The sequence below is a fragment of the Sorangium sp. So ce204 genome, assembly GCF_051526795.1.
Classification (GTDB): Bacteria; Myxococcota_A; Polyangia; order Polyangiales; family Polyangiaceae; genus Sorangium; species Sorangium cellulosum_B.
Genome location: NZ_CP150317.1, coordinates 9557622 through 9578287, shown reverse-complemented (window position 1 = coordinate 9578287; position 20666 = coordinate 9557622). Strand labels below are relative to the sequence as shown.

At 73.3% G+C, this 20666-nt stretch carries 14 protein-coding genes and 1 pseudogene; 8 read left to right on the top strand and 7 right to left on the bottom strand.

Features of this window, described 5'->3' with window-relative positions; genetic code table 11:
- The first annotated feature begins 37 nt into the window (after window positions 1-37).
- From WMF22_RS35895 to WMF22_RS35880, 4 genes are all read left to right on the top strand, one after another.
- On the top strand, window positions 38-1390 hold the full coding sequence (locus WMF22_RS35895) for an alpha/beta hydrolase family protein (RefSeq protein ID WP_438032670.1): 1353 nt from the start codon (window positions 38-40) through the stop codon (window positions 1388-1390).
- A complete protein-coding gene (locus WMF22_RS35890; protein ID WP_438032669.1) occupies window positions 1387-2433 on the top strand; it encodes a DUF6268 family outer membrane beta-barrel protein in 1047 nt (348 codons plus the stop codon). Before WMF22_RS35895 ends, WMF22_RS35890 begins: the two co-directional genes overlap by 4 nt.
- Before the next feature lie 108 nt (window positions 2434-2541).
- Window positions 2542-5367: a serine/threonine-protein kinase gene (locus WMF22_RS35885; RefSeq protein ID WP_438032668.1), complete on the top strand. Its 2826-nt coding sequence runs from the start codon at window positions 2542-2544 to the stop codon at window positions 5365-5367.
- A gap of 503 nt (window positions 5368-5870) precedes the next feature.
- Complete coding sequence (locus WMF22_RS35880) at window positions 5871-8075, top strand: PKD domain-containing protein (protein ID WP_438032667.1); 2205 nt, start codon at window positions 5871-5873, stop codon at window positions 8073-8075.
- 127 nt (window positions 8076-8202) lie between these two features.
- On the opposite strand, the gene WMF22_RS35875 is transcribed toward WMF22_RS35880, so the two are convergent.
- A complete protein-coding gene (locus tag WMF22_RS35875) occupies window positions 8203-10185 on the bottom strand; it encodes a thrombospondin type 3 repeat-containing protein (protein ID WP_438032666.1) in 1983 nt (660 codons plus the stop codon).
- A gap of 259 nt (window positions 10186-10444) precedes the next feature.
- Window positions 10445-10618 (bottom strand): annotated as a pseudogene (locus tag WMF22_RS35870) (helix-turn-helix domain-containing protein); the annotation flags it as partial.
- 127 nt (window positions 10619-10745) lie between these two features.
- Between WMF22_RS35870 and WMF22_RS35865 the strand changes: the two are divergent.
- Together WMF22_RS35865 and WMF22_RS35860 are read left to right on the top strand one after the other, a co-directional pair.
- A complete protein-coding gene (locus tag WMF22_RS35865; protein WP_437974088.1) occupies window positions 10746-12101 on the top strand; it encodes a sigma 54-interacting transcriptional regulator in 1356 nt (451 codons plus the stop codon).
- Window positions 12082-13983 carry a serine/threonine-protein kinase gene (locus WMF22_RS35860; RefSeq protein ID WP_438032665.1) on the top strand — a complete coding sequence of 634 codons (1902 nt, stop codon included), beginning with the start codon at window positions 12082-12084 and terminating at the stop codon, window positions 13981-13983. Before WMF22_RS35865 ends, WMF22_RS35860 begins: the two co-directional genes overlap by 20 nt.
- Window positions 13984-13993: 10 nt before the next feature.
- On the opposite strand, the gene WMF22_RS35855 is transcribed toward WMF22_RS35860, so the two are convergent.
- The 3 genes from WMF22_RS35855 to WMF22_RS35845 are packed head-to-tail and all read right to left on the bottom strand — an operon-like array spanning window position 13994 to window position 16379.
- Window positions 13994-15103, bottom strand: a complete 1110-nt coding sequence (locus tag WMF22_RS35855; protein ID WP_437294450.1) for an Ig-like domain-containing protein — start codon at window positions 15101-15103, stop codon at window positions 13994-13996.
- Complete coding sequence (locus tag WMF22_RS35850) at window positions 15100-15744, bottom strand: hypothetical protein (protein WP_437294449.1); 645 nt, start codon at window positions 15742-15744, stop codon at window positions 15100-15102. Before WMF22_RS35850 ends, WMF22_RS35855 begins: the two co-directional genes overlap by 4 nt.
- Window positions 15717-16379: a hypothetical protein gene (locus WMF22_RS35845; RefSeq protein ID WP_438032664.1), complete on the bottom strand. Its 663-nt coding sequence runs from the start codon at window positions 16377-16379 to the stop codon at window positions 15717-15719. The genes WMF22_RS35850 and WMF22_RS35845 overlap by 28 nt, the downstream gene beginning before the upstream one ends.
- A 1376-nt stretch (window positions 16380-17755) precedes the next feature.
- On the opposite strand from WMF22_RS35845, the gene WMF22_RS35840 reads away from it, so the two are divergent.
- Window positions 17756-18175: an outer membrane protein assembly factor BamB family protein gene (locus tag WMF22_RS35840; protein ID WP_437294447.1), complete on the top strand. Its 420-nt coding sequence runs from the start codon at window positions 17756-17758 to the stop codon at window positions 18173-18175.
- Window positions 18176-18188: 13 nt separating this feature from the next.
- Here WMF22_RS35840 and WMF22_RS35835 read toward each other — a convergent pair whose 3' ends face one another.
- A complete protein-coding gene (locus WMF22_RS35835; RefSeq protein ID WP_438032663.1) occupies window positions 18189-18428 on the bottom strand; it encodes a hypothetical protein in 240 nt (79 codons plus the stop codon).
- Between the two features lie 109 nt (window positions 18429-18537).
- Here WMF22_RS35835 and WMF22_RS35830 point away from each other — a divergent pair, with 109 nt between their 5' ends.
- A complete protein-coding gene (locus WMF22_RS35830) occupies window positions 18538-19905 on the top strand; it encodes a TAXI family TRAP transporter solute-binding subunit (RefSeq protein WP_438032662.1) in 1368 nt (455 codons plus the stop codon).
- A 37-nt stretch (window positions 19906-19942) separates the two neighbouring features.
- Here the strand turns inward: WMF22_RS35830 and WMF22_RS35825 are convergent, their stop codons facing one another.
- A complete protein-coding gene (locus WMF22_RS35825; protein ID WP_438032661.1) occupies window positions 19943-20662 on the bottom strand; it encodes a helix-turn-helix domain-containing protein in 720 nt (239 codons plus the stop codon).
- Window positions 20663-20666: the final 4 nt, after the last annotated feature.

Genomic DNA, 20666 nt, shown 5'->3' with positions numbered 1-20666 from the left:
TAAATCACTTGTTTTATCTGGCGCTGGAGGTGCACCGATGCTCGATCGGCGGAGGTTTCTCGCCCACACGGCGGTCGCGGGGGGCGCGGCGGCGCTCGGGTTCGCGTCGGGCCGCCGCGGGGTCGATCAGGAGGTCGCGTCCGCCCGGTTCCACGGCGACGACACGCTCGGGCAGGGCCAGGCGGCGCCCGTCTGGCACCGGTTCAAGTTCATCGGCCAGCCGGTGATGGACGCGCAGATCGTGTTCTGGCTCGGCCTCGCGTCGATGGGGCTGACCGACGTCGGCGAGGTGCTCGACACGGCGATCCGCATCCGCCCGGGCGACGAGCGCTCGTGGTTCGAGCAGTGGCTGGCCACCGCGAAGCGGGTGCAGGGCTACGGCGAGGAGGCGGAGGCCCGCGGCCACGCGCGCAGCGCCGCGTCGCACTTCCTGCGCGCGGGCGCGTACTACCGGGCCGGGCTGATGCGCTACGCGGATCGCTCCGACCCGCGCCTCGTCGAGGCGACGATCGCGGGGCTCGACCTGCATGACCGGGCGCTCCGCATGCGGGGCTACGACTCCCGGCAGGTCGAGATCCCCTACGAGAGCGGCGTGCTCCACGGCCGCGTCCACTACGCGCCCGGGGTGGCGCGCGCGCCCGCGATCGTGCTGCAGCAGGGCCTCCACGCGTGGCCCGAGGACACCATGTGGGTCATCGACGGCGCGCTCGAGCGGGGCTACCACGTCCTCTCGTTCCACGGCCCGGGCCAGGGCGCCTCGCTGCGCCTCCACGGGCACCCCTTCCGGCCCGACTGGGAGGTCCCCGTGGGGCGCGTGCTCGACTTCGCCGAGCGCGACGAGCGGCTCGACGCCGGCAAGCTCGTCCTGATGGGCCTCTCGTTCGGCGGCTACCTCGCGCCGCGGGCGGCCTCGCGCGAGCGCCGCCTGCGCGCCCTCGTCGCCAACCCGGGCGTCGTCAGCTGGCGGGACGCGATGCTGCGCCACTTCGCGTCGATGCCCGGCCTGCTCGAGCTGCACGCGCGCGGCCCCGCGGCCTTCGACCGCGCCATCGACGCCGCCTCGGTTGTGCTGCCCGACGCGCGCTGGTACTTCGACGACGTGACATGGAAGCACGGCGTCTCGACGCCGCACGAGGTGATCGACGAGCTCCGCAAGTACGACAACGCTTCTGGCGTCGCGAGCATCCGCTGCGAGACGCTGATCATGGAGGGCAGCGCCGAGGACGCGTCTCCAGGCGAGTCGGCGCGCCTCTACGGCGCGCTCACGTGCCCGAAGCACATGATGGTGTTCGACGCGGGCACGGCGTCGCAGGTCCACTGCCAGGGCGGCAACCAGCTCCTCGCCCAGGCGCGGCTGTTCGACTGGCTCGACGAGCGGGTGGCGCGATGAGGCCCGCCGATCGCGCCGCCGCGCGCGCCACGGACGAGCGCCGAGGCGCAGGCCGATCGCGCCGCCGCGCGCGCCCCCCGCGGCTCCTCGCCCTGGCGCCGCTGCTCGCGGTCGTCGCGGTCCTCGCGCCGGGCGCGGCGTGGGCCCAGCTCCCCGATCTCGTGGACCTGAGCGCGCAGTACATGCCGGGCGCGGCGATCGAGGACCCGCGCCCCGTGCGGGCGCAGATCTCGTCGTACGAGCTCAACGCCAACGCGCCGATCCCCCTCGGGGAGAGCACGTTCCTCATCCCGGGGGCGACGTACCACGTCGAGGCGATCTCGTACGCCGGCGCCCCGCCCGGCTTCGACGAGCTCCGGGCCTTCCACGCCGTCGACGTCCCGGTGCTGTTCGTCCAGCTGCTGCCCCACGACTGGTCGCTCTCGCTGCGCGTCGCGCCGGGGCTCGCGGGCGACTTCGAGGCCTTCGACGGCGGGCTCGTCCGCGTCAGCGCGCTCGGGCTCGTGACCCGCACGCTCTCGGAGAAGCTCGTCCTCGGCGGCGGCGCGCTCGCGTCGTACAGCTTCGGCTCGTTCCTCCCGCTGCCGGCCGCGTACGTCGAGTGGACGCCGAGCCCCCACTTCCGCGTCGAGGCCTTCCTGCCGGGCTTCGCGTCGGCGAAGCTCCTGTTCTCGGATCGCGTCGAGGTCGGCCTGCGCGCGGACGTGGCGGGGAACGCCTACGCCGTGCGCGACCCGCGCGTCACCGGGGCGTGGCCGTGCGCGGCCCAGCCGGCAGACGACCCGGCGACCGAGCAGGACGAGCGGGCGGCGCGGCCCGAGCAGTGCCTCGATCACGTCGCCTACTCGGTCGTGACCGCGGGCGTGACGCTCGGCGTGCGCGCCTTCTCGTCGGTGTGGGTCACCGCCCAGGCGGGACACAGCCTGTTCCGTCGCTACGAGCCGATGAACGACGAGGACGATGCCATCCCCGGAGGCGGGCAGAGCATCCCGAACGTGCTCTTCTTCCGCGCCGGCGTGACATGGCGCATCCCGAAGAGCTGAAGCGCGACTCACCGCCTGGCGCGCCGCGCGAGCGTATAGCCCCACACCGACGGGCGGGTGCCCGCCGGACCGTTGAAGACGGCTCGACGCCGGTGCATCCTCCGCCTTATGCGCCCGGGAGAGGTCATCGACAGCCGCTTCCAGCTCGAGCGCGTCGCGGCCTCCGGTGGGATGGGGACGGTCTACCGCGCCGTCGATCGGGCCACGGGGGCGCAGGTCGCGCTCAAGCTCCTCGGCCAGCCCGACCGGAGCGCCGCGCACCGCTTCGAGCACGAGGCGCGGATCCTCGCCGAGCTCGATCACCCGCGGATCGTCCGGCACGTGGCCCACGGCATCACCCCCGACGGGGTGCCCTACCTCGCCATGGAATGGCTCGAAGGGGAGAGCCTGGCGCAGCGCCTCGCCCGGCAGAAGCTCGACCTCGAGGAGAGCCTCGCCCTGCTCCGCGCGGCCGCCGAGGCGCTCGGGGCGGCGCACGCGCGGGGCATCGTCCACCGCGACGTCAAGCCGAGCAACCTGCTGCTCGTCGGCGGCGAGGTCACCGGCCTCAAGGTGCTCGATTTCGGCATCGCCCGGATGAAGCGCACCATCGGCGCGCTCACGCAGACCGGCTCGGTGATGGGGACCCCGGGCTACATGGCCCCGGAGCAGGCCACCGGCGAGCGCGATCGCCTCGACGCGCGGGCCGACATCTTCTCGCTCGGCGCCGTGCTCTTCGAGTGCCTCACGGGCAGGCCCGCGTTCCAGGGCCAGCACGTGATGGCCCTGCTCGCGAAGCTCCTCATGGAAGACCCGCCGCGCGTGCGGAACCTCCGGCCCGAGCTGCCGCAGGAGCTCGACGAGTTCGTCGCCCGCATGCTCGCGAAGGACCCGGAGCAGCGGCCGCGTGACGGCTCGGCCGTCGTCGAGGCGCTCGACGCCCTCGAGCGCGATCCGACGAGCGGCCTGGCCGCGCCCCCCGTCCTGTACGAGGCGATCACGGCGTGCGAGCTCCGGCTGCTCTCGCTGGTGGCCGCGCGGGAGCCGCGCTTCTCGGCCTGCGACAGCGCGGCCAGCACGCTCGTCGCCGCGGAGCCGAGCGACCTCACGAGGAAGCTCTACACGAGCGCGCAGCCGTTCGGGGCGCGCGTGGACGCGCTCGCCGACGGGACGATCGTGCTCTCGATCGCCGGCGTGGGCGACGCCGCCCTGCAGGCCGCGCGCGCGGCGCGGTGCGCCCTCACGCTCGTCGAGCTCGTGCCGGAGGCCTCCGTCGTGCTCACGACCGGCCGCGCCGAGCATACAGGCAGCCTCCCTGTCGGCCCGGTCATGGACCGCGCGGCCGCGCTCCTCGCCCTCGCGGAGCGCGACGCGCGCCCGGAGCGGAGGCCCGCCCCCGTGTGGATCGACGACGTGACGCGGGCGCTGCTCGACGCGCGGTTCGAGATCGAGCCGGCGCGGCACGGCACGTTCTTCCTGCTGCATGAGCGCGAGGTCGGCCGGTCGGCGCGGACGCTCCTCGGGAAGCCGAGCCCCTACGTCGGCCGCGACAGGGAGCTCCGGAACCTGCGCGAGCTCCTCGAGGACAGCTTCGGCGGGCCCGAGCCCCGCGCCATCCTGATCACCGGGCCGCCCGGGATCGGCAAATCCCGCCTGCGGTACGAGCTCATCGAGATCCTGCGGGAGCGGCACCCCGAGCTCACCGTCGCGGTCGGCCGCGGCGACTCGCTGAGCGCGGGCTCGCCGTTCTCGCTCCTCGGCTCCGCGCTCCGGGGCGCGGCCGGCATCACCGGCGGCGAGCCCGCCCCGGCGCAGCGGGAGCGGCTCCTCTCGCTGGTCGCCCGCGCCCAGGCGCTGACGCCGGGCGAGAGGACGCGGATCGCCGCGTTCCTCGGCGAGATCGTCGGCACGCCGTTCCCGGGCGAGGCGGATCCGAGGTTCCTCGAGGCGCGGCAGAGCCCGGCCCTGATGGCCGACCAGATCCCGCTCGCCTACCTCGACTTCATGGAGGCGGCGTGCGCGGCGGGGCCCTACCTGCTCGTGCTCGAGGACATCCAGTGGGGCGACGCGGCGTCGCTCAAGCTCATCGCGCGGGCCCTCCGGGAGCTCCACGACAGGCCCTTCGCGGTGCTCTACCTGGCGCGGGTCGAGGTGCGGAAGGTCTTCCCCGTCCTCTGGGAGGGCAGCGAGGTCCACGAGATGACGCTCGGCGCGCTGCCGCGCCGCGCGGCCGAGGAGCTCGTGCGGCAGATGCTCGGCGACGGGCTGCCGCCCTCCGAGGTAGCGCGCCTCGTCGAGCGCGCGAGCGGCAACGCCTTCTACCTGGAGGAGCTCATCCGGGCGGTCGCGGAGGGGCGCGCGGACAGGCTGCCGGAGACGATCCTGGGCATGGTCGAGGCGCGGCTCGAGGCCATCCCCGCGGAGGCGCGGCGGCTGCTGCGGGCGGCGAGCATCTTCGGCGAGGCGTTCTGGAAGACCGGGGCGCTCGCCCTGCTCGGCGACGCCGGCGGGTCGACGCTCGCGGTGGACTGGCTGCCCTGGATGCTCCAGCGCGAGCTGCTCGAGCGCCGCGAGCAGAGCCGCTTCTCGGACGAGGAGGAGTACGCGTTCCGGCACGCGCTCATCCGCGACGGCTGCTACGCGATGCTGCCGGACCACGATCGCGCGCTCGGGCACCGGCTCGCCGCCGAGTGGCTGCTGCAGGCGGGAGAGCACGACGCCAAGGTGCTGGCCGAGCACTTCGAGCGGGGCGGCGAGCCGCGGCTCGCGGTGGAGTTCTACCTGCACGCGGCGGAGCAGGCGCTCGCCGGGAGCGACCCGGCCGCCGCGCGCGCGCTCGCGGACCGGGGGCTCGCCCTGGGCGCGGAGCGGGACGTCGAGGCGGTGCTCCGCGGGATCCGGGAAGGGGCGTCCCGCGCGCTGGGCGCGGCGGACGAGCGCGCCGCGCGCTCGTGAGCGCTCGTGAGCGCTCAGGGAGGCCGCTTGATCTCTGGGGCAGCCCCCTCGAGCGCCGCGATGCGGAACGGATGGAACTCCATCGAGCTTGAGGCTTGACGCAGCTCGCGGACGGGCGCGCAGGGATCGAGCGCGCCGCGGCCGCGTCCCCGCTGGCCACCCGCCCTGGCTCCGGAGAGGCATTCTGCCACAGCCCGCGAACGAGCTTCCCGGGATCGAGGGAGGCGACCGCGCCGCCCCATATCCACGGCCGCAGGCCATGGCACGTGCGCGAGGTTGAATGCGAGCAGACCTGCAAGCATCCCAGTCCCCGTAAGGACTTACGTTTCGGTGGGGCTCCTGTCCATGCAGGGAACGACGACGATGAAGGCGACTCACGCGCTGACATCGCCGGAATGACGTGCACGAACGGCGAAATCCTCGAGCGACCTCGATCTCCGGATCGCCGGCGCTCGAGCGTCGAGACCACACCACCCAAGAGAAGAACGCAGGAAGGTGATAGGATGACAAGGGGACGAAGAGACTTCGCGCAAGGATCGACGGCCATCGCGCTCGCGCTCGCGTTGCCGGCGTGCGGCCAACAGGGGATCGACGGAGGTGACGATGCGGAGACCGGGGTTATCCGTGCCGCCCTCGCGATCCGGGGCGATCGGCACGACGTGACGGCGGTCCACTACAAGGTCGTCGGCGCCAGCAGCACCTGCAGGGACACGGCGATCGCGGAGGCGACCAGCGCCCTCGACATCGACGTGCCTCTCGCCGGCGACGTGCCCTACGACGACCACCTCGTCACGGGCTCCGGGACGCACGCGGCCGCCGAGGGCACGTTCGTGCTGCCTCGCGGCAATTACCGCGTCTGCGCGACGCCGATGCACGACGCTTCGCCGTCGGAAGAGTGCGCTCCCGCCGAGACGGTGGTGGATGTCCCTGGGCAGTGGACGAGGGAAGTCATGCTCGTGTCCCAGTGCCGCGGGGACACCGACGGCCTCCTCGACGCGGTGGTCGCTCTGAACTCCCCGCCAAAGATCAAGAGCCTCGACATCGCGCCCAGCAAGTTCATCACCCTGTGCGAGACGGCCACGATCACCGTGGACGCAGACGATCCCGATGGCGACGCGATCTCGGTCACCTGGCAGATCGGCTCGAAGGTGAGCGGGTCCTCCCCGGTCCTCGGCCTTCCTGGTCCCGTCGGCACGTTCTCGACGGACACGCCGGGCGTCTACACCCTTCAGGTCAAGGCCACCGACGTGCACGGCGCGTCGACATGGCTGTACTTTTACATCCACGTATCGGCCGAGCGCTGCGACTGCACCTGCCCCGACGGCTCCATCCAGCTCCCCGACGGGGAATGCGCGACGAGCTACGACATCGATGCGGACCGCCTCATCAACCAGGAGGAGCGCTGCGATGACACGGACACCCACCGCTACGGGTGCGGCGACTACGGGTTCCAGTGGCACGATCTCGGGCGCGGGCTCTCCTCCGTGCGCCGGGTCGACGTCGCGCTCGAGAGCGGCATCGACTGCTCCTTCGAGGCCGGCGTCCGCGCCGTGTCGCTCAATGGCGCCGCGATTGGCGACTTCGACCCTGTCGGATCGTGCACCTGTGACTCGGAACACGGGCTCGCCTCGTTCCCCGACGTGAACTTCAGCTCGTACGTGCTCGGCGGGGTGAACTCCGTGACTATTTCCGCGCCGAGCTGCGACGGGCTGAGCCGGAGCGCGGAGCTCGGCGGGGCGTTCGCGCGCGTCACGGTCGTCTACAGCTGCGAGCCGAGCCTCTGCGCCGGCGTGACCTGCGCGCCGCCGGACGCGTGCCACGTCGCGGGCGCGTGCGACCCCAGGACGGGGCTCTGCACGAACCCGAACGCGCCCGACGACACGGCGTGCGACGACGGCGACCCGGCCACCGCGGAGTCGAGTTGCATCAGCGGCGCGTGCGTCCCCGAGTCCCCCTGCGGCAACGGCAGGGTCGGTCCGGGCGAGGAGTGCGACGATGGCGGCCATGTCAACGGCGACGGCTGCTCGGCAACCTGCCAGATCGAGGGCACGCGCCGGTTCCTCTACACCGTGCGCGAGGAGGACGACATGCTTCGCCGGTTCGACCTGCGGACGCGGAAATTCGAGGACGTCGGTCCGCTCGGCGTGAGCTTCGATATCGGCGAGCTCGCCTGGGAGGCGGCGACCGGCACCCTGTGGATGATCGACGGGCGCGCCAGCAATGGACTCTACACGGTCGATATCGCCACCGGGGCCGCCAGCCTGGTGGGCATCCACGGCGTCGACAAGATGTTCGGGCTCGGCCTCGATCCGAGGACTGGCAACCTGTATGGCAGCGCGCGCGGGAGCCAACCCGGGTTCTACCAGCTGGACAGGGCGACCGGAGCCGCGACCCTCCTCGGGACGCCCCCCAGAAACTACGACGGCATGGCCTACGACACCACCCGCGACCAGCTCGTCGGGTTCGTCGCCGGTTATGGAGCCCTCCTCGCCGTCGACGTCGCGAACGGCGCCGCGTCGTTGCTGGCATATCAGGAGCCCACCAACGCCGGCGGCTTCGCGTACGATCCGATCGCCGACCAGTTCTGGGAGATCGATCAGGACGGGTTCCTGTACACCTACGACCCGACGTATGACTATATGCAGACCATCATCACGTCGCAGCTCGGCGCGCACGATGGGCTGACCCTGGTCATGCCCGCGCCGTGACGTTCGAGCGTCCGAGGGAGACGCATGGGGCCTCCGGGGCCAGCACGCGGCTCTGATGCCGCCGCGGTTCGCCCCGTTCGACCGGCGGGCCCGCGACGCGGCGGAAGCGGCCGGGGTCAGGAGGCGGTCAGTGGAAGCACACCTCGAGCGAGGGGCGGTCGGTGAGAATGCCGTGCTCGCTCGAACGGTAGCTGGTGAGCGCCGTCAGGTCCTCCTCCAGGAGGAAACCGTGGTTCGGGTGCACGCCGTCGACCCACGCCTGGACGAGCGCGGTCAGGTCGACGGTCGCGACGCCGTACGACGCCCCGAGGAACGTCGCCTCGACGGCCGGCTCGAAGCTGTCGGCGAAGCTGCTCCAGGTCACCGTGGACTCCGCCCAGGAGGCGTTGATGCGGTGCACCCGGATCTCGCCCGTGCCGGAGCTGTAGAGCGCGGTGCTGAACGTGGCCGACGCGACGGTGGCCCCGTACGGGATGGAGTCGAGCTCGAAGCGGTACAGCGCGTTCTTCTCCGCGCCGTTGCTCAGGCCCGTGTGGACATAGGAAGAGCTGCCCTCGTTGTAGCTCGGGTACAGCGCCCAGATCGCCGTGTCCGCCACCTGGCCGAAGGTGCCCCGCTGGATCGTCACGCAGGGGTCGCACGCGTCGCCGGCGCCGTCACCGTCGCTGTCGGCCTGGCCGGGGTTCGGGGCGGCCGCGCAGTTGTCGCAGGCGTCTCCGACGCCATCACCGTCGCTGTCGGCCTGGCTGGGGTTCGGCGTGGCCGCGCAGTTGTCGCAGGCGTCGCCCGCACGGTCACCGTCGCTGTCGGCCTGGCTGGGGCTCGGCGTGGCCGCGCAGTTGTCGCAGGCGTCGCCCCGGCCGTCGCCATCGGCGTCGGCCTGGTCGTAGTTCCGCGTGGCCATGCAGTTGTCCGCTCCGTCGCAAACCCCATCATAGTCGTAGTCGTACCACCCTGGGCCTCTGCATTCGTCGCAGAAATCGCCGTACCCGTCGCCGTCGCTGTCGTCCTGCCTGGGGTTGGGGAGGCCCGGGCAGTTGTCCACCGAGTCGCAGGCCCAGTCGGCGTCGAAGTCGGTGTCCCCGGACGCGTAGCAGGGGTCGCACGCGTCGCCGAGGCCGTTCGGGTCGTAGTCTTCCTGGCCGGGGTTCGGCGTGTCCACGCAGTTGTCGCAGGCGTCGCCCACGCCGTCGCCGTCTGCGTCGCGCTGATCCGGGTTGTAGGCGTAGTCGCAGTTGTCCGCCCCTTCGCAGAGCCCATCCCAGTCGAAGTCGTCCGATCCTGGGCCTGCGCAGTACTCGCATGCGTCGCCGAGCCCGTCACCGTCGCTGTCTTCCTGGCCGGAGTTCGGCGCGGCCGCGCAGTTGTCGCAGGCGTTGCCGAACCCGTCGCCGTCGACGTCGCTTTGGTCCGGGTTGGCGGTCGCGATGCAGTTGTCCGCCCCATCGCAGAGGCCATCACCGTCGCTGTCGGCGTCGCCTTGGTCCGGGTTGACGGTCGCGATGCAGTTGTCCGCCCCATCGCAGAGGCCATCACCGTCGCTGTCGTCCGACCCCGGGCCCACGCAGCGATCGCAGGCATCACCAATCCCGTCGCCGTCGGCGTCGCTCTGGTCCGGGTTGTAGGCGACAAAGCAGTTGTCGCACCCCGAGCCCGCTCCCGCCGTGACGCCGTCGCCATCTCGGTCCCCGCTCCCCATGACGGGGGTGTAGGACACGGAGCCGTCGCAACTATTCCGGTCGCCGCAGCTCACGCCGGTGCGGGTCGGGTTGGCGTCGAACAGACACGCTGACGCCGCCCCCTCGTCCGACGCGACGTCGACGCGCACGTAGCCCCACGAAACGAGCTTATCACCGACCAACGCGACCTGGAAGTCGTTACAGCTCGCGGGGTTGTAGAGCTCGAGCAACGCCGGATCGGTGATGCTCACCCGGAGCGGCGAGGCGTTGCACGCGCAGCCGTTCGAGCTTGGCACGGTGTCGAGCAGCGTGCCGTTCATGTACAGCGCGAAGCTGCTCTTCGCGCCGCAATCGGCGTGGCCGATGGTGTACGTGATCGCGGTGGTGGCCGCGTGCGCCGCATCGGGCAGCAGCGCGAAGCCGAACAACAAGCCAAGCGTACGGAATAGCAAAAAGCCGATTTTGCCTGGAAGGCGCATCGTTCCTCCTCGGTTTCGGGGCGCTCGCACCGGAGTGCACGGGGCAGGGAGCACATCCGATCTGCCCGGAGACCCGCCGGGCCGCGCTGCACCCGTCGAGCTGCACGGTCCAGAGCTCGTCGCTTCCCCCCTAGATGCGACAGCGCTTGCCAAAATTCACCGTCCGGTGAGGATCGTCGCGGCGGGGTCGCTGGAGGCTCGAGCGCCACCGTCATGACGATGGCGGCCTCGACTCCTTCCGCAGCCGCGCGCGGACAGACGACGGTGTCGCCCCGGTCTCGCGCCGAAACGCCTGCACCGTGGCGAACCCGACGGCATGGACGATCTGCTGGTTCGACAGCGTCGTCTCGCGGAGCAGGCGGCGCGCGTGCTGGGTGCGCAGCGTCGCCCGGTACGTCGGTCGCCCACGCTGCTCACCGGCCTCACGCTGTGCTTCATCGGCGGCCGGCGGGCCTCGCCAGGCACAACGATCGAGCGCCGATGGGCCTGTGGTACGCTACGGTCAGGCCCTTGTGTCGAAGCGCAGCGTACAACCGGAGGCCCGCGGCACCCGTGTGATCGAGGTGGCAGGCGGTCCGCGGCTCGTCGTCCCCCGCGGCCGCCTCACGGCCGTGGACGGGCCGAGCGCGGGCCACACGATCGCCGTCGAGGCTGCTCCGGTGGTCGTCGGCGCGGGCGATGACGTCGATTTCACGCTCGCGGATCCTGCGGTGAGCGCGCGCCACCTCGAGATCGCTGCCACGCCCCTCGGCTTCCGCTTGCGCGATCTCGGGAGCACGAACGGGACGTTCGTCGACGGCCGGCGCACCGGCGAAGTCTGGATCGACGAGGCCACGGAGATCCGCGCCGGAGAGACGCGCCTTTCCTTCACCCTCGAGGAGGGGGCGCGGGAGCTCCCGCTCTCGCGTGCCATGAACTTCGGCGCTCTCCTCGGCCACAGCCCGCCGATGCGCGCCGCCTTCGCGATCCTCGAGGGCGCGGCCCGCAGCGACGCGACGGTGCTCGTGCTCGGCGATTCGGGCACGGGCAAGGAGCTCGCCGCGCGCGCCATCCACGAGCGTTCTCCGCGGCGCGATGGGCCGTTCGTGATCCTCGACTGCGGCGCGGCCAGCCCGACGCTGCTGGAGGCGCAGCTCTTCGGCCACGCGCGCGGGGCGTTCACCGGCGCCACCGAGGCCCGTGAGGGCCTCTTCGAGGCGGCGCACGGCGGCACGCTCGTCCTCGACGAGATCGGCGAGCTCCCGCTCGAGCTCCAGCCGAAGCTGCTCCGCGCGCTCGAGGGGCGCACCGTCTGCCGCCTCGGCGAGCCGAGGCCGCGGCACATCGACGTCCGGTACATCGCCTGCACGCACCGGCTCCTCGAGGCCGAGGTCCGCGCCGGGCGCTTCCGGCAAGATCTCTATTTCCGGCTCTCTGTCGTGACGGTCCGCCTCCCGCCGCTCCGAGAGCGAAAGGAAGAGATCCCGCGGCTCGTCAGCCACTTCCTCGGCAAGCTCGCGCCGGGCGCCCCGATCGATCTGCCCAGGTCCATGCTCGAGCTGCTCGCGAGCCACACATGGCCGGGCAACGTGCGCGAGCTGCGCAACGTCGTCGAGCGGTTCCTGACGCTCCCAGGGGTCCCGGCGGCGTCGTTGCTCGGCACCTCGAGCGGGGCTCCGGGCGGCGCCGAGCTCGGCGGCCTGCCGATCCCCGTCGGCGAGCCGTTCCACGAGGCGAAGCGCACATGGACCGAGCGCTTCGAGCAAGCTTACCTCGAGCACCTCCTCGCGCGGGCGCAGGGCAATGTCTCCGAGGCCGCGCGGCTCGCCGGGCTCTCCCGCCAGTCGTGTTATCGGCTGATGCAGAAGCATGGCCTCCGGGTCGAGTGAGCCGGCCGCCGAGGGCGACCTCCATGTCCCCGCCGCCCCCGGCTGGCTCGTCGTGCGCCGCATCGCCGTGGGCGGGATGGCCGAGGTGTTCCTCGTGCGCGGCGAGCGGGCCCCCCGCGCGGTGCTGAAGCGGATGCTGCCTCAGCACCGGGGCGATCCCGAGCTCGTCCGCGCCTTCGTGCACGAGGCAGAGCTCGGGCGCGCGCTCGCGACGCCGGTCCATCCGGCCCTCGTCCGTACGCTGGAGCACGGCGAGGACGCGATGGGCGGATGGATCGTCCTCGAGCACGTCGAAGGGGCAACGCTCGCCGAGATCCTCGCCGCCGCCCGCCGCGCCGGGGAGGCCGTGCCGCTCGGCGTCGCGCTGCATGTCACCGCGACGCTCCTCGACGTGCTCGCGTTCGTGCACGGCGCCACGGACGCCGCGGGCCGCCCGCTCGGGATCGTGCACCGCGACGTCACGCCGGAGAACCTCCTCGTCTCGCGCGATGGGGCCGTCAAGCTCGGCGACTTCGGCATCGCGCGCTCGCGCCTCCGGGACGCGCGCACGCGGACCGGTGTCATCAAGGGCAAGCTCGCGTATCTCGCGCCCGAGCAGGTGACCGGATCGAGCGTGGACGCGCGCGCGGATCTGTATGCCGCTGGGATCCTCCTCTGGGAGCTCGTGACCGGCCGGCCCTGGCTCGACGCAGCCGACGAGCTCTCGCTGCTGCGCGCAGCGGAGGATCCGCCGCGCCGGTCGCCCTCGTCGCTCGGCGGCGACCCGCGCCTCGACCCTGTGCTCGCCCGCGCGCTGGCGCGCTTCCCCGAGGAGCGATTCCCAACCGCCGCCGCCTTCCGCGGCGCGCTCGCCCCGCTGCTCGAGACCGAGCTCCGGGGCGGCGAGCGGGCCTGGCTGGCCCGCGGCGCGCAGGCCCTTGCCCTGCCCGGACCGGCGCCCTGCGCGCCCGACCCTGCCCCGGCGCCGCCGCCGGAGCCGCCGCGCGCCGCGCCCTCCTCCGAGACGGGGCAGCCCCGCGCCGGGAGCCCGCAGCCCGCCCGCGCGGCGTGGTCCGCCGTCGCCGCGCTCGCCGCGACGCTGCTCGCCGGCGCGCTGGCCGGAGAGCGCATGCTGCGCGCAGGCGGAGCGGCGTCGCGTGCGATCCCGATGCGGGTCGCGCCGGTCGCGACGGCGGCGAGCGGAGGCACGGCCGCCGAGGTCCCGTCCGCGCCCGCGGCAGGGACCGCTCCGGTCGCCACGGCGGCGAGCGGGGGCAGCGTTGCCGGCGTCCCGTCTGCGCCCGCGGCCGGGGAGGTCGCGGCGAAAGCGTCCTTTCCGAGCGCGTCATGGCCCCTCGGCGGCGTCGCGCCGGCCCGAGGGGCAGCCGCGGCAGCCGCCTCCGCGCCTTCCGGCGGCGCCTCCGCGCCGTCTGCCGCCGACGGTGGCTTGCCCGCCCGCGCTGAAGCCGGCGAAGCCCTCGCTGCGCCACCGGCCAGGCTGGAGGGCGCGCCGGTCGACGAGCGCGCGGCCGCGCTGCGCGCTCGGCTCGACGCCGCCCGCGCCTCGCTCGCGAAGCGCGGGATCGAGGCCGCGGACCTCCCTCCCGGCCTGCGCGCCGCCGCGGCGCGCGCCGAGGCTGCCCTCGCCGAGGGGGACGTCGCCGCGGCGGCCTCCGAGGTCGACACGTTCGTCGCGACCACCGCCGGGCTGCGGCTCGACCAGGAGATCCTGCGCCGAAAGCTCGATCGGGTGGGGGCCCTGCTTCGCGCCGCGCGCGCGCGCGGCGCCGACACGCGCGCCGCCGAGGGCCGCGCCGCCGCGGCGCTGCAGTCGTTCCTCGACAGGCGTTACGAGGCGACGAACGCCGAGCTCGACGCCCTCCTCGCGGAGCTCGCGCGATGAGGGTGCGCCGTCAGCGGCAGAGCCCGCTCGTGGCGTCGCAGCGGTGCTCCGGAGCGCACGGCGAGAAGAGCGCGTCGGCGCGACAGTCGTCGACGCACAGGGCGCGCAGCCGATCGCACACGCGCCCTCCCGGGCACGGCACGGGGCAGTCTCTGGGGAGGCAGACCCCGCCGACGCACGCGGCGCCCAGGGGACACGCGTAGTCCAGCGCGCACGGGGGCTCGGTCGGCTCCATCGGGGGCGGCTCGCAGGACAGGGAGAAGTCGCCGAGATACCCCTGCGCGCCCGCTTCTGCCGCGACCTGATCGAGCGGCTGCCCTGCCAGATCGCGTACCGCGCTGGCGATGGCGACGCGATACGCGAGCCCGCCGACCCCCACGAGCCTCGGCGTGGCGACGTTTGCGACGAGCCCTGACGGATCCATGGCCACCGAGATCGGCCCTGGATCTGGCGTGATCGCGACGGCGCCCGGCGCGCGCAGGCTCGCCTCGTCGATGGGGCGCGAGAAGGAGATGACGAGCGAAGGCACGGCACATCGGAGCGCGACGCCTCCATCGTCGGGCAAGACGCGCTCGACGCGAGGCGGCCTCACCTCCGGCCGCAGGTTGAAGGGCACCGTCATCCTCGGCGGCGGCGCCGCGAGGCGCGCCCCCATCAGCTCGCCGCGCGCGACGAAGCTGCCCGGCGCCGGGCTCGCCTGCAGGCCGAGCACCCGGATAGTGAGCGAGACGTCGGGTAGACCGCCCTGCTCGATGCGGATGATCGGGAGCCGCTCCCGCTCGATCGAGAGGGTGAATACGAGCTCGAGCGCCGCATCCACGTCGGCGTTCTTCACCTGCACGCCGCCCTGCGACCGCTCCTCGCCCGGGGCGTAAAGGCCCTCCTCGGCGTCGACGACGAGCACGGCCTGCTGGACGTGCGCGAGGAGCTGCTCGGTCGTGTTCACGTTCGGATCGGGCACGAGCATCAGGTCGAGCGCGGGCGGCTCCGCGCACCCTGCCGCGCCGAGCGCGAGCCCGGCGGCGCCGAGCGCGAGCGCGCGCCGGGGGGCGGGAGAGGCTCCCCTCGCGGCGTCCTGCCCAGGCTCGCGCGCCGGAGGATCGCGCCGGCGCCGGCTCATGGCGGGGTGAGCACCACGTCGGGGTCGCCCTCGCCGCTGCTCAGCGCGACGCCGATCCCGGCCGCGGCGCCGGCCGTCGCCGCGGCGGCTACGCCGACCCAGAGCCACGGCTCCTCGTACCAGGCGCGGCGCGGCCCCGGCGGGAGGGGCGCCCAGGGCTTGGCGAGCCGCTCGCCCAGCCGCTCGATCGCGGCGCGGACCCGCGCCGGATCCGCGTCGTGCACGACCTCCTGCATGAGCTGCTCCCTCATCTGAGTCTCCACGTCGACGATCGCGCCGCGCACGAGCACGGTCGCGCCGAGCCCCGCGAGCTCGGTCCGGACGATCTTCGAGGCGCCGAGCGCGCGGGCCGCCTCCCGCACGCACGCGGCGTCGTCGGCGCAGCCGGGGCTGCGCGACAGCCGCGCCGAGAGCAGCGAGACCCGCGCGCCCCCGCGCCGCGCGAGCGCAGACGCCATCGCGCTGTCGCCGTCGACGCCCTCGACGCTCGCCTCGGTGGCCCATGCGGCGGGCATGAGCGCGACGTGGACGCCGGGCCGCGGCGTGCGGGGCGCCTCGCCGGTCGCCCCGGCGCACCCCGCGACGAGCGCTGGAGCGCCGGCGAGCAGCGCGATCAGCGCGAGCTCACGTCCGGAGGGCACGCCGGGAAAACCCAGCTGCAGGAGTCCCCGTCCGTCGGCGTGCATGCAGGGTAGATGCGGGTTCCGTCCGGGCATGTCCAGTATTCCGCGGGCGGCGGCTCACCACACGCGTCGACGCCGCAGACGTCGCTCACGTCCGGAGTGCACGCCGGGAAAACCCAGCTGCAGGAGTCCCCGTCCGTCGGCGTGCATGCAGGGTAGATGCGGGTTCCGTCCGGGCATGTCCAGTATTCCGCGGGCGGCGGCTCACCACACGCGTCGACGCCGCAGACGGGCTGCCGGCACTCGCGGACTTCCCAGCCGCAGGTGCCATCCGGGTGAGGGATGCACCGGCCCGTGTTCCCGCCGATCGAGCCGTCGGCGCACTCCCAGGACGGCGTCCCGAGCGCGGGCCCGCACGCGTCGACATCGCACGTGAGGGCGCCGTCCGCGCACCTGACGAACGTGGTGTCCGAGCCCGCGCCGTAGAGCGGAGCGCAGTCGTCGCGCAGGAGACAGGCGGCTTCGTCGAGCCCATCGCACGCGATCCACGATGGGGTTGCGCCTGTCGTGGCGCCGCCGTTGACAGAGGTGCAGTTCACCATCGCAGCGAGCGCGGTGAGCGAGAGGAATGCGGTGGCGAGTCGATTTCTCATGATCGTGTTCTCCTCGTCCTTTCAGGGTTGCTGGTCCCTGTACGCTTTACGCTTTGCCTTGTAGCAATGGCCATTCCACCCCTTCCGACGCGCATTCCTCGGGCGATCGCGCCGCTGGATCCGGCGCCGATCGTCACGCGCCGTTGACACCTGTCCACCGCCCGTGACAGGGGGCCCGTTGCGGCGTGCGCGAACAGGGGCTCCCGGACGGGCCATGTCCACTTCTCCACCATGGATGGCAACTGCACTGGTGTCGGGATCGGGCTCGACCTCGGTCAAGTCACGGTCTCGGAGGCGACGCTCTCTCGTTCCAGCACGCTCTCCCAGCGTCCACGCGGCGAGGAGCGGCGTGACGAAGATCTGCGTGAGCAGCGCCCCGCCGGCCCTCCTGGACAAGCCCCGGCGCTCCTGCGCAGCGCCTCGGCCGTCCTGCGCAGCGCCGCCGGCCGTCCTGCGCAGCCCATTGGCCCTCCTGGACAAGCCCCGGCGCCCTCCTGCGCAGCGCCGCCGGCCGTCCTGCGCAGCCCATTGGCCCTCCTGGACAAGCCCCGGCGCCCTCCTGCGCAGCGCCGCCGGCCGTCCTGCGCAGCCCATTGACCCTCCTGGACAAGCCCCGGCGCGCTCCTGCGCGGCCCCGGTGGGTCTCCTGCGCAGCCCCGCAGGCCCTCCTGCGCGGCCTGGGCGCTCTCCTGTGCACCCACGTTGGTGTCCTGCATTGCACTTGTCCTCGTCCTGAGGGGCCCTGGCGCCCCTCCTGCGCGCCCACGTTGGTGTCCTTCGTCACCATCGTCTGGCTCCTGCGCAGGCCCGATGGGTCTCCTGTGCAGCCCCGGCGTCGTCTCGCGCGCCACTTGTGGTTGCAGCGCGCTTCTTTTTCTTTCGCTCACCTCTTCCGGGCCCGCTGCCCGCGGCGCCGGGGCTCCCCGCGCCGTAGGGCCGGCCCGCCGCCCCCTCGATTCGATGCGCGGCACACCGCCTCTCCCCGCCCTCCGCCCGAGCGCTTCTTCGCGGCGCGACCGACTCGCGCTCTCCTCTGGCCAAACCCTTGTTCGCCGATACCCTCGTCGATCCTCCGGCCCCTCATTCCGAGGGGCGCTGGCCCCGACAAGGAGGCGTATCTTTGCCATGGCGAAGGCGTCCACCACCACGTCGTCCAGGACCTACGAGGCCGCAACGAGGCGCGCGTCGCGCGAGACACGGGGCGCGCCTCGCTCCTCGTCTTCGAGGACGACCCCCGCATCACCTTTCCGCCAGCCGCCCATGCGAGCTCGCATCTTCGCCGTGCGCGCGGCTCGCGACCCCGCACGTGCTCGCAGCTTGCCGCGCCGCCCCCCCGCTGATAGCTCGCTGGGCGCAATCAGGAAGCGAGGGGACGTATGAGCGAATACCGAACAATCGCGGCGGCGCCGGTGCTGGTGGCGGCGTTCCGGGATCAGATCTTCGGCGTCGACCCGGCCACCGGGCGCGTGCTCTGGGAGTACAAGCAGGCCGGGGTCGGTTTCTCTTCCACGGCGCTCCTGATCACGCCCGCGGCGATCTACGCGGCGAGCTTCAGCCACGTCGCCTGTCTGCATTACCCGACGGGCGAGCTGCTCTGGGAGGTGAAGGCCGCCACGCAGGGCCGCGCCACGCTCCTCCTGGAGGGAGACCGGCTCTTCGTCGCCAAGCAGGGCGAGGTGGAGTGTTTCTCGCTCACCGGCAAGAGCCTCTGGCACAACCAGTTCAAGAGCAAGGGGATGGGCCCGGTCGCCCTGGGCGTGCCGGACAATGTGGCGCAGCCGGACGACAAGGACTGACGCCCCCCCGGCGCTACGCCGCCCGCGCCTCCCGGTCGATCCGGTACGCGTGCACGCGCGCCTGCGCCGCCGCGCCGAGCCGCAGGAACAGCGGCAGCGCCCGGTCGCGGAACCACTCGGCCACCGGACCGGCGAGCGCCTTGCGGCTGCCGTGCCGCCGCGCCTGGCGGACGATCGCCTCGACGCGCGGCCGCCGCCTGAGACACCGCGCGATCCCCGGCGTCCGTCGAACAACGGCATTGTCCGGGGGCATCGGCCGGGGCATCATCCGCCCCCGGACACCCTCCGGCCGCGTGGGCGCCCCCTGCGCTCCATGCGAGCGCGGGGCCGTGCCCGGACGGGGATCTCCGGCCGATCCGCTCATGATCAGGCTCCTCTTCCGCCGCAGGATCGCCGAAGGCTACCGCAGGGAGCTCCTGCGCGTCTGGACCCCGTTCCTGCTCGTCGGCCTCACCGCCCTCGTCGCGACGTACCTGCTGTTCGTAGAGCCCCCGCCTCCCCGCCGGCTGACGATCGCCACCGGCCAGTCCACGGGCCGCTATCACGCCTTCGCCGAGCGGTACCGCGCGTACCTGGCCGGGTTCGACATCGCGCTCGAGATCCGCGAGACGGCGGGCTCGGCCGAGAACGTCGCGCTCCTGCTCGATCCGGCGAGCGGGGTCTCGGTCGCCTTCGTGCAGGGCGGCGCCATGCCGCCCGACGCGCGCGACCGCCTGAGCAGCCTCGCCAGCGTCTACCGCGAGCCGCTCTGGATCTTCCACCGCGGCGACCGGCCCTACGACCGCCTCACGGATCTGGCGGGCAAGCGGCTCTCGATCGGCCCCGAGGGGAGCGGCACGCGCGTGGTCGCGCAGCGGCTGCTCGCGGACAGCGGCGTCACCGCGGCCGGTCAGGCCGCGGCCGGCGCGCCCTTCGAGGGGCTGCCGGACCGGCAGGCGGCCGAGGCGCTCCAGGCCGGCCGCATCGACGCGGCCTTCTTCATCGTCGGCCCCGGCTCCGAGCAGGTGCAGCAGCTGATCCGCGCCGATGGCGTGCGCCTCATGACGCTGCGCCAGCACCAGAGCTACGCGCGCCGCTACCCCTATCTGACGAGCGTCGTGCTCAGCGAGGGGCTGCTCGACCTCGAGCGCAACATCCCGCCCGCGCCGAGCCCGTTGCTCGCCCCGCCGGCCGCGCTGGTCGCCAACGCGACGCTCCACCCCGCGCTGGTCCCGCTCCTGATCGAGGCGGCGCGCGCCGCGCACGAGCCGGGCAACCTCCTCGACGCGCCCGGCGAGTTCCCGTCCGCGCGGTTCGTGGAGGCGCCGCTCCGCCCCGAGGCGCGGCGTTACCTCGAGGAGGGGCCCTCGCTCCTGCAGCGCGTCCTGCCGTTCTGGCCTGCGTCGATGGTGAGCCGGCTGAAGCTCATGCTGCTGCCGCTGGCGACGGTGATCTTCTCCATCTTCAAGATCGCGCAGCCCCTGTACAACTGGCGGATCAGCGCGCGGATCTACCGCCATTACGAGATCTTGCGCCGCGCGCAGCGGGAGCTCGCCGGCCCGCCGGATCCGGCGCGGCGCGCGGAGATGATCGCGACGCTCCGTCAGCTGGAGGAGAAGCTCGCCACCGTATCGGTCCCGCTCGGGGCGATGGCGGCTCTCTACCAGCTTTACCTGCACCTCGGGTACGTGCGCCGGCGCCTCGAGGGCGAACAGCCCTCGCTACCGCCGCCGCCGCCGCCCGTCGCGTGATGTGTGACGCGTCACGCCGACGTTCCTGCGCGGTGATTCAGCCGTGCGCGGCGCGCGGCTTCGCGCGGACAGCCGACGGTGTCGCCCCGGTCTCTCGCCGAAACGCGCGCTGAAACGCCTGCACCGTGGCGAACCCGACCGCGTGGGCGATCTGCTGGTTCGACAGCGCCGTCTCGCGGAGCAGGCGGCGCGCGTGCTCGGTGCGCAGCGTCGCCCGGTACGCCATGGGCGGCGCGCCGGTGGCCTCGAGGAACCGCCGGGCGAGCGTGGCGCGCGAGACGCCCACCGTTCGCGCCAGGGTGTCGACGTCCCAGGCGCGCGCCGGGTCGTGCACGAGCTCGGCGATCGCGCGGGCGACGACGGCGTCCTGCGTGGCGCCGAGCGCGGCGAGCTTCGCGGGCTCGCGGTCGGCGAGCAGCCGCACGAGCTCGATGAGGATGAGCTCGAGCCAGCGACAGCGAGCCAGCCCCGCTCCCGGGCGCGCCTCGCGCAGCTCGCTCCGGAGGCGCGCCAGCGCGCCGGCAAACGAGGGCCGCGCCTCGATGGCCCGCGCGCCGGCGTGGATCACCGTCGGCAGGACCTGCAGCAAGGGGGCGAGCGCGTCGTGCTCGAACCGGAACACGCCGCACAGCGCGCGCGCCGTGGTGGCGCCGCGGCCGAGCACGCGCTCGCCGTCCTCCTCTCGCGCGACCTCGAGCCACCGGTCGAGGAGCACGGGCTTCGCCCTCGCGTCGCCGTGGTCGACGCGGTGCCCCACGTTC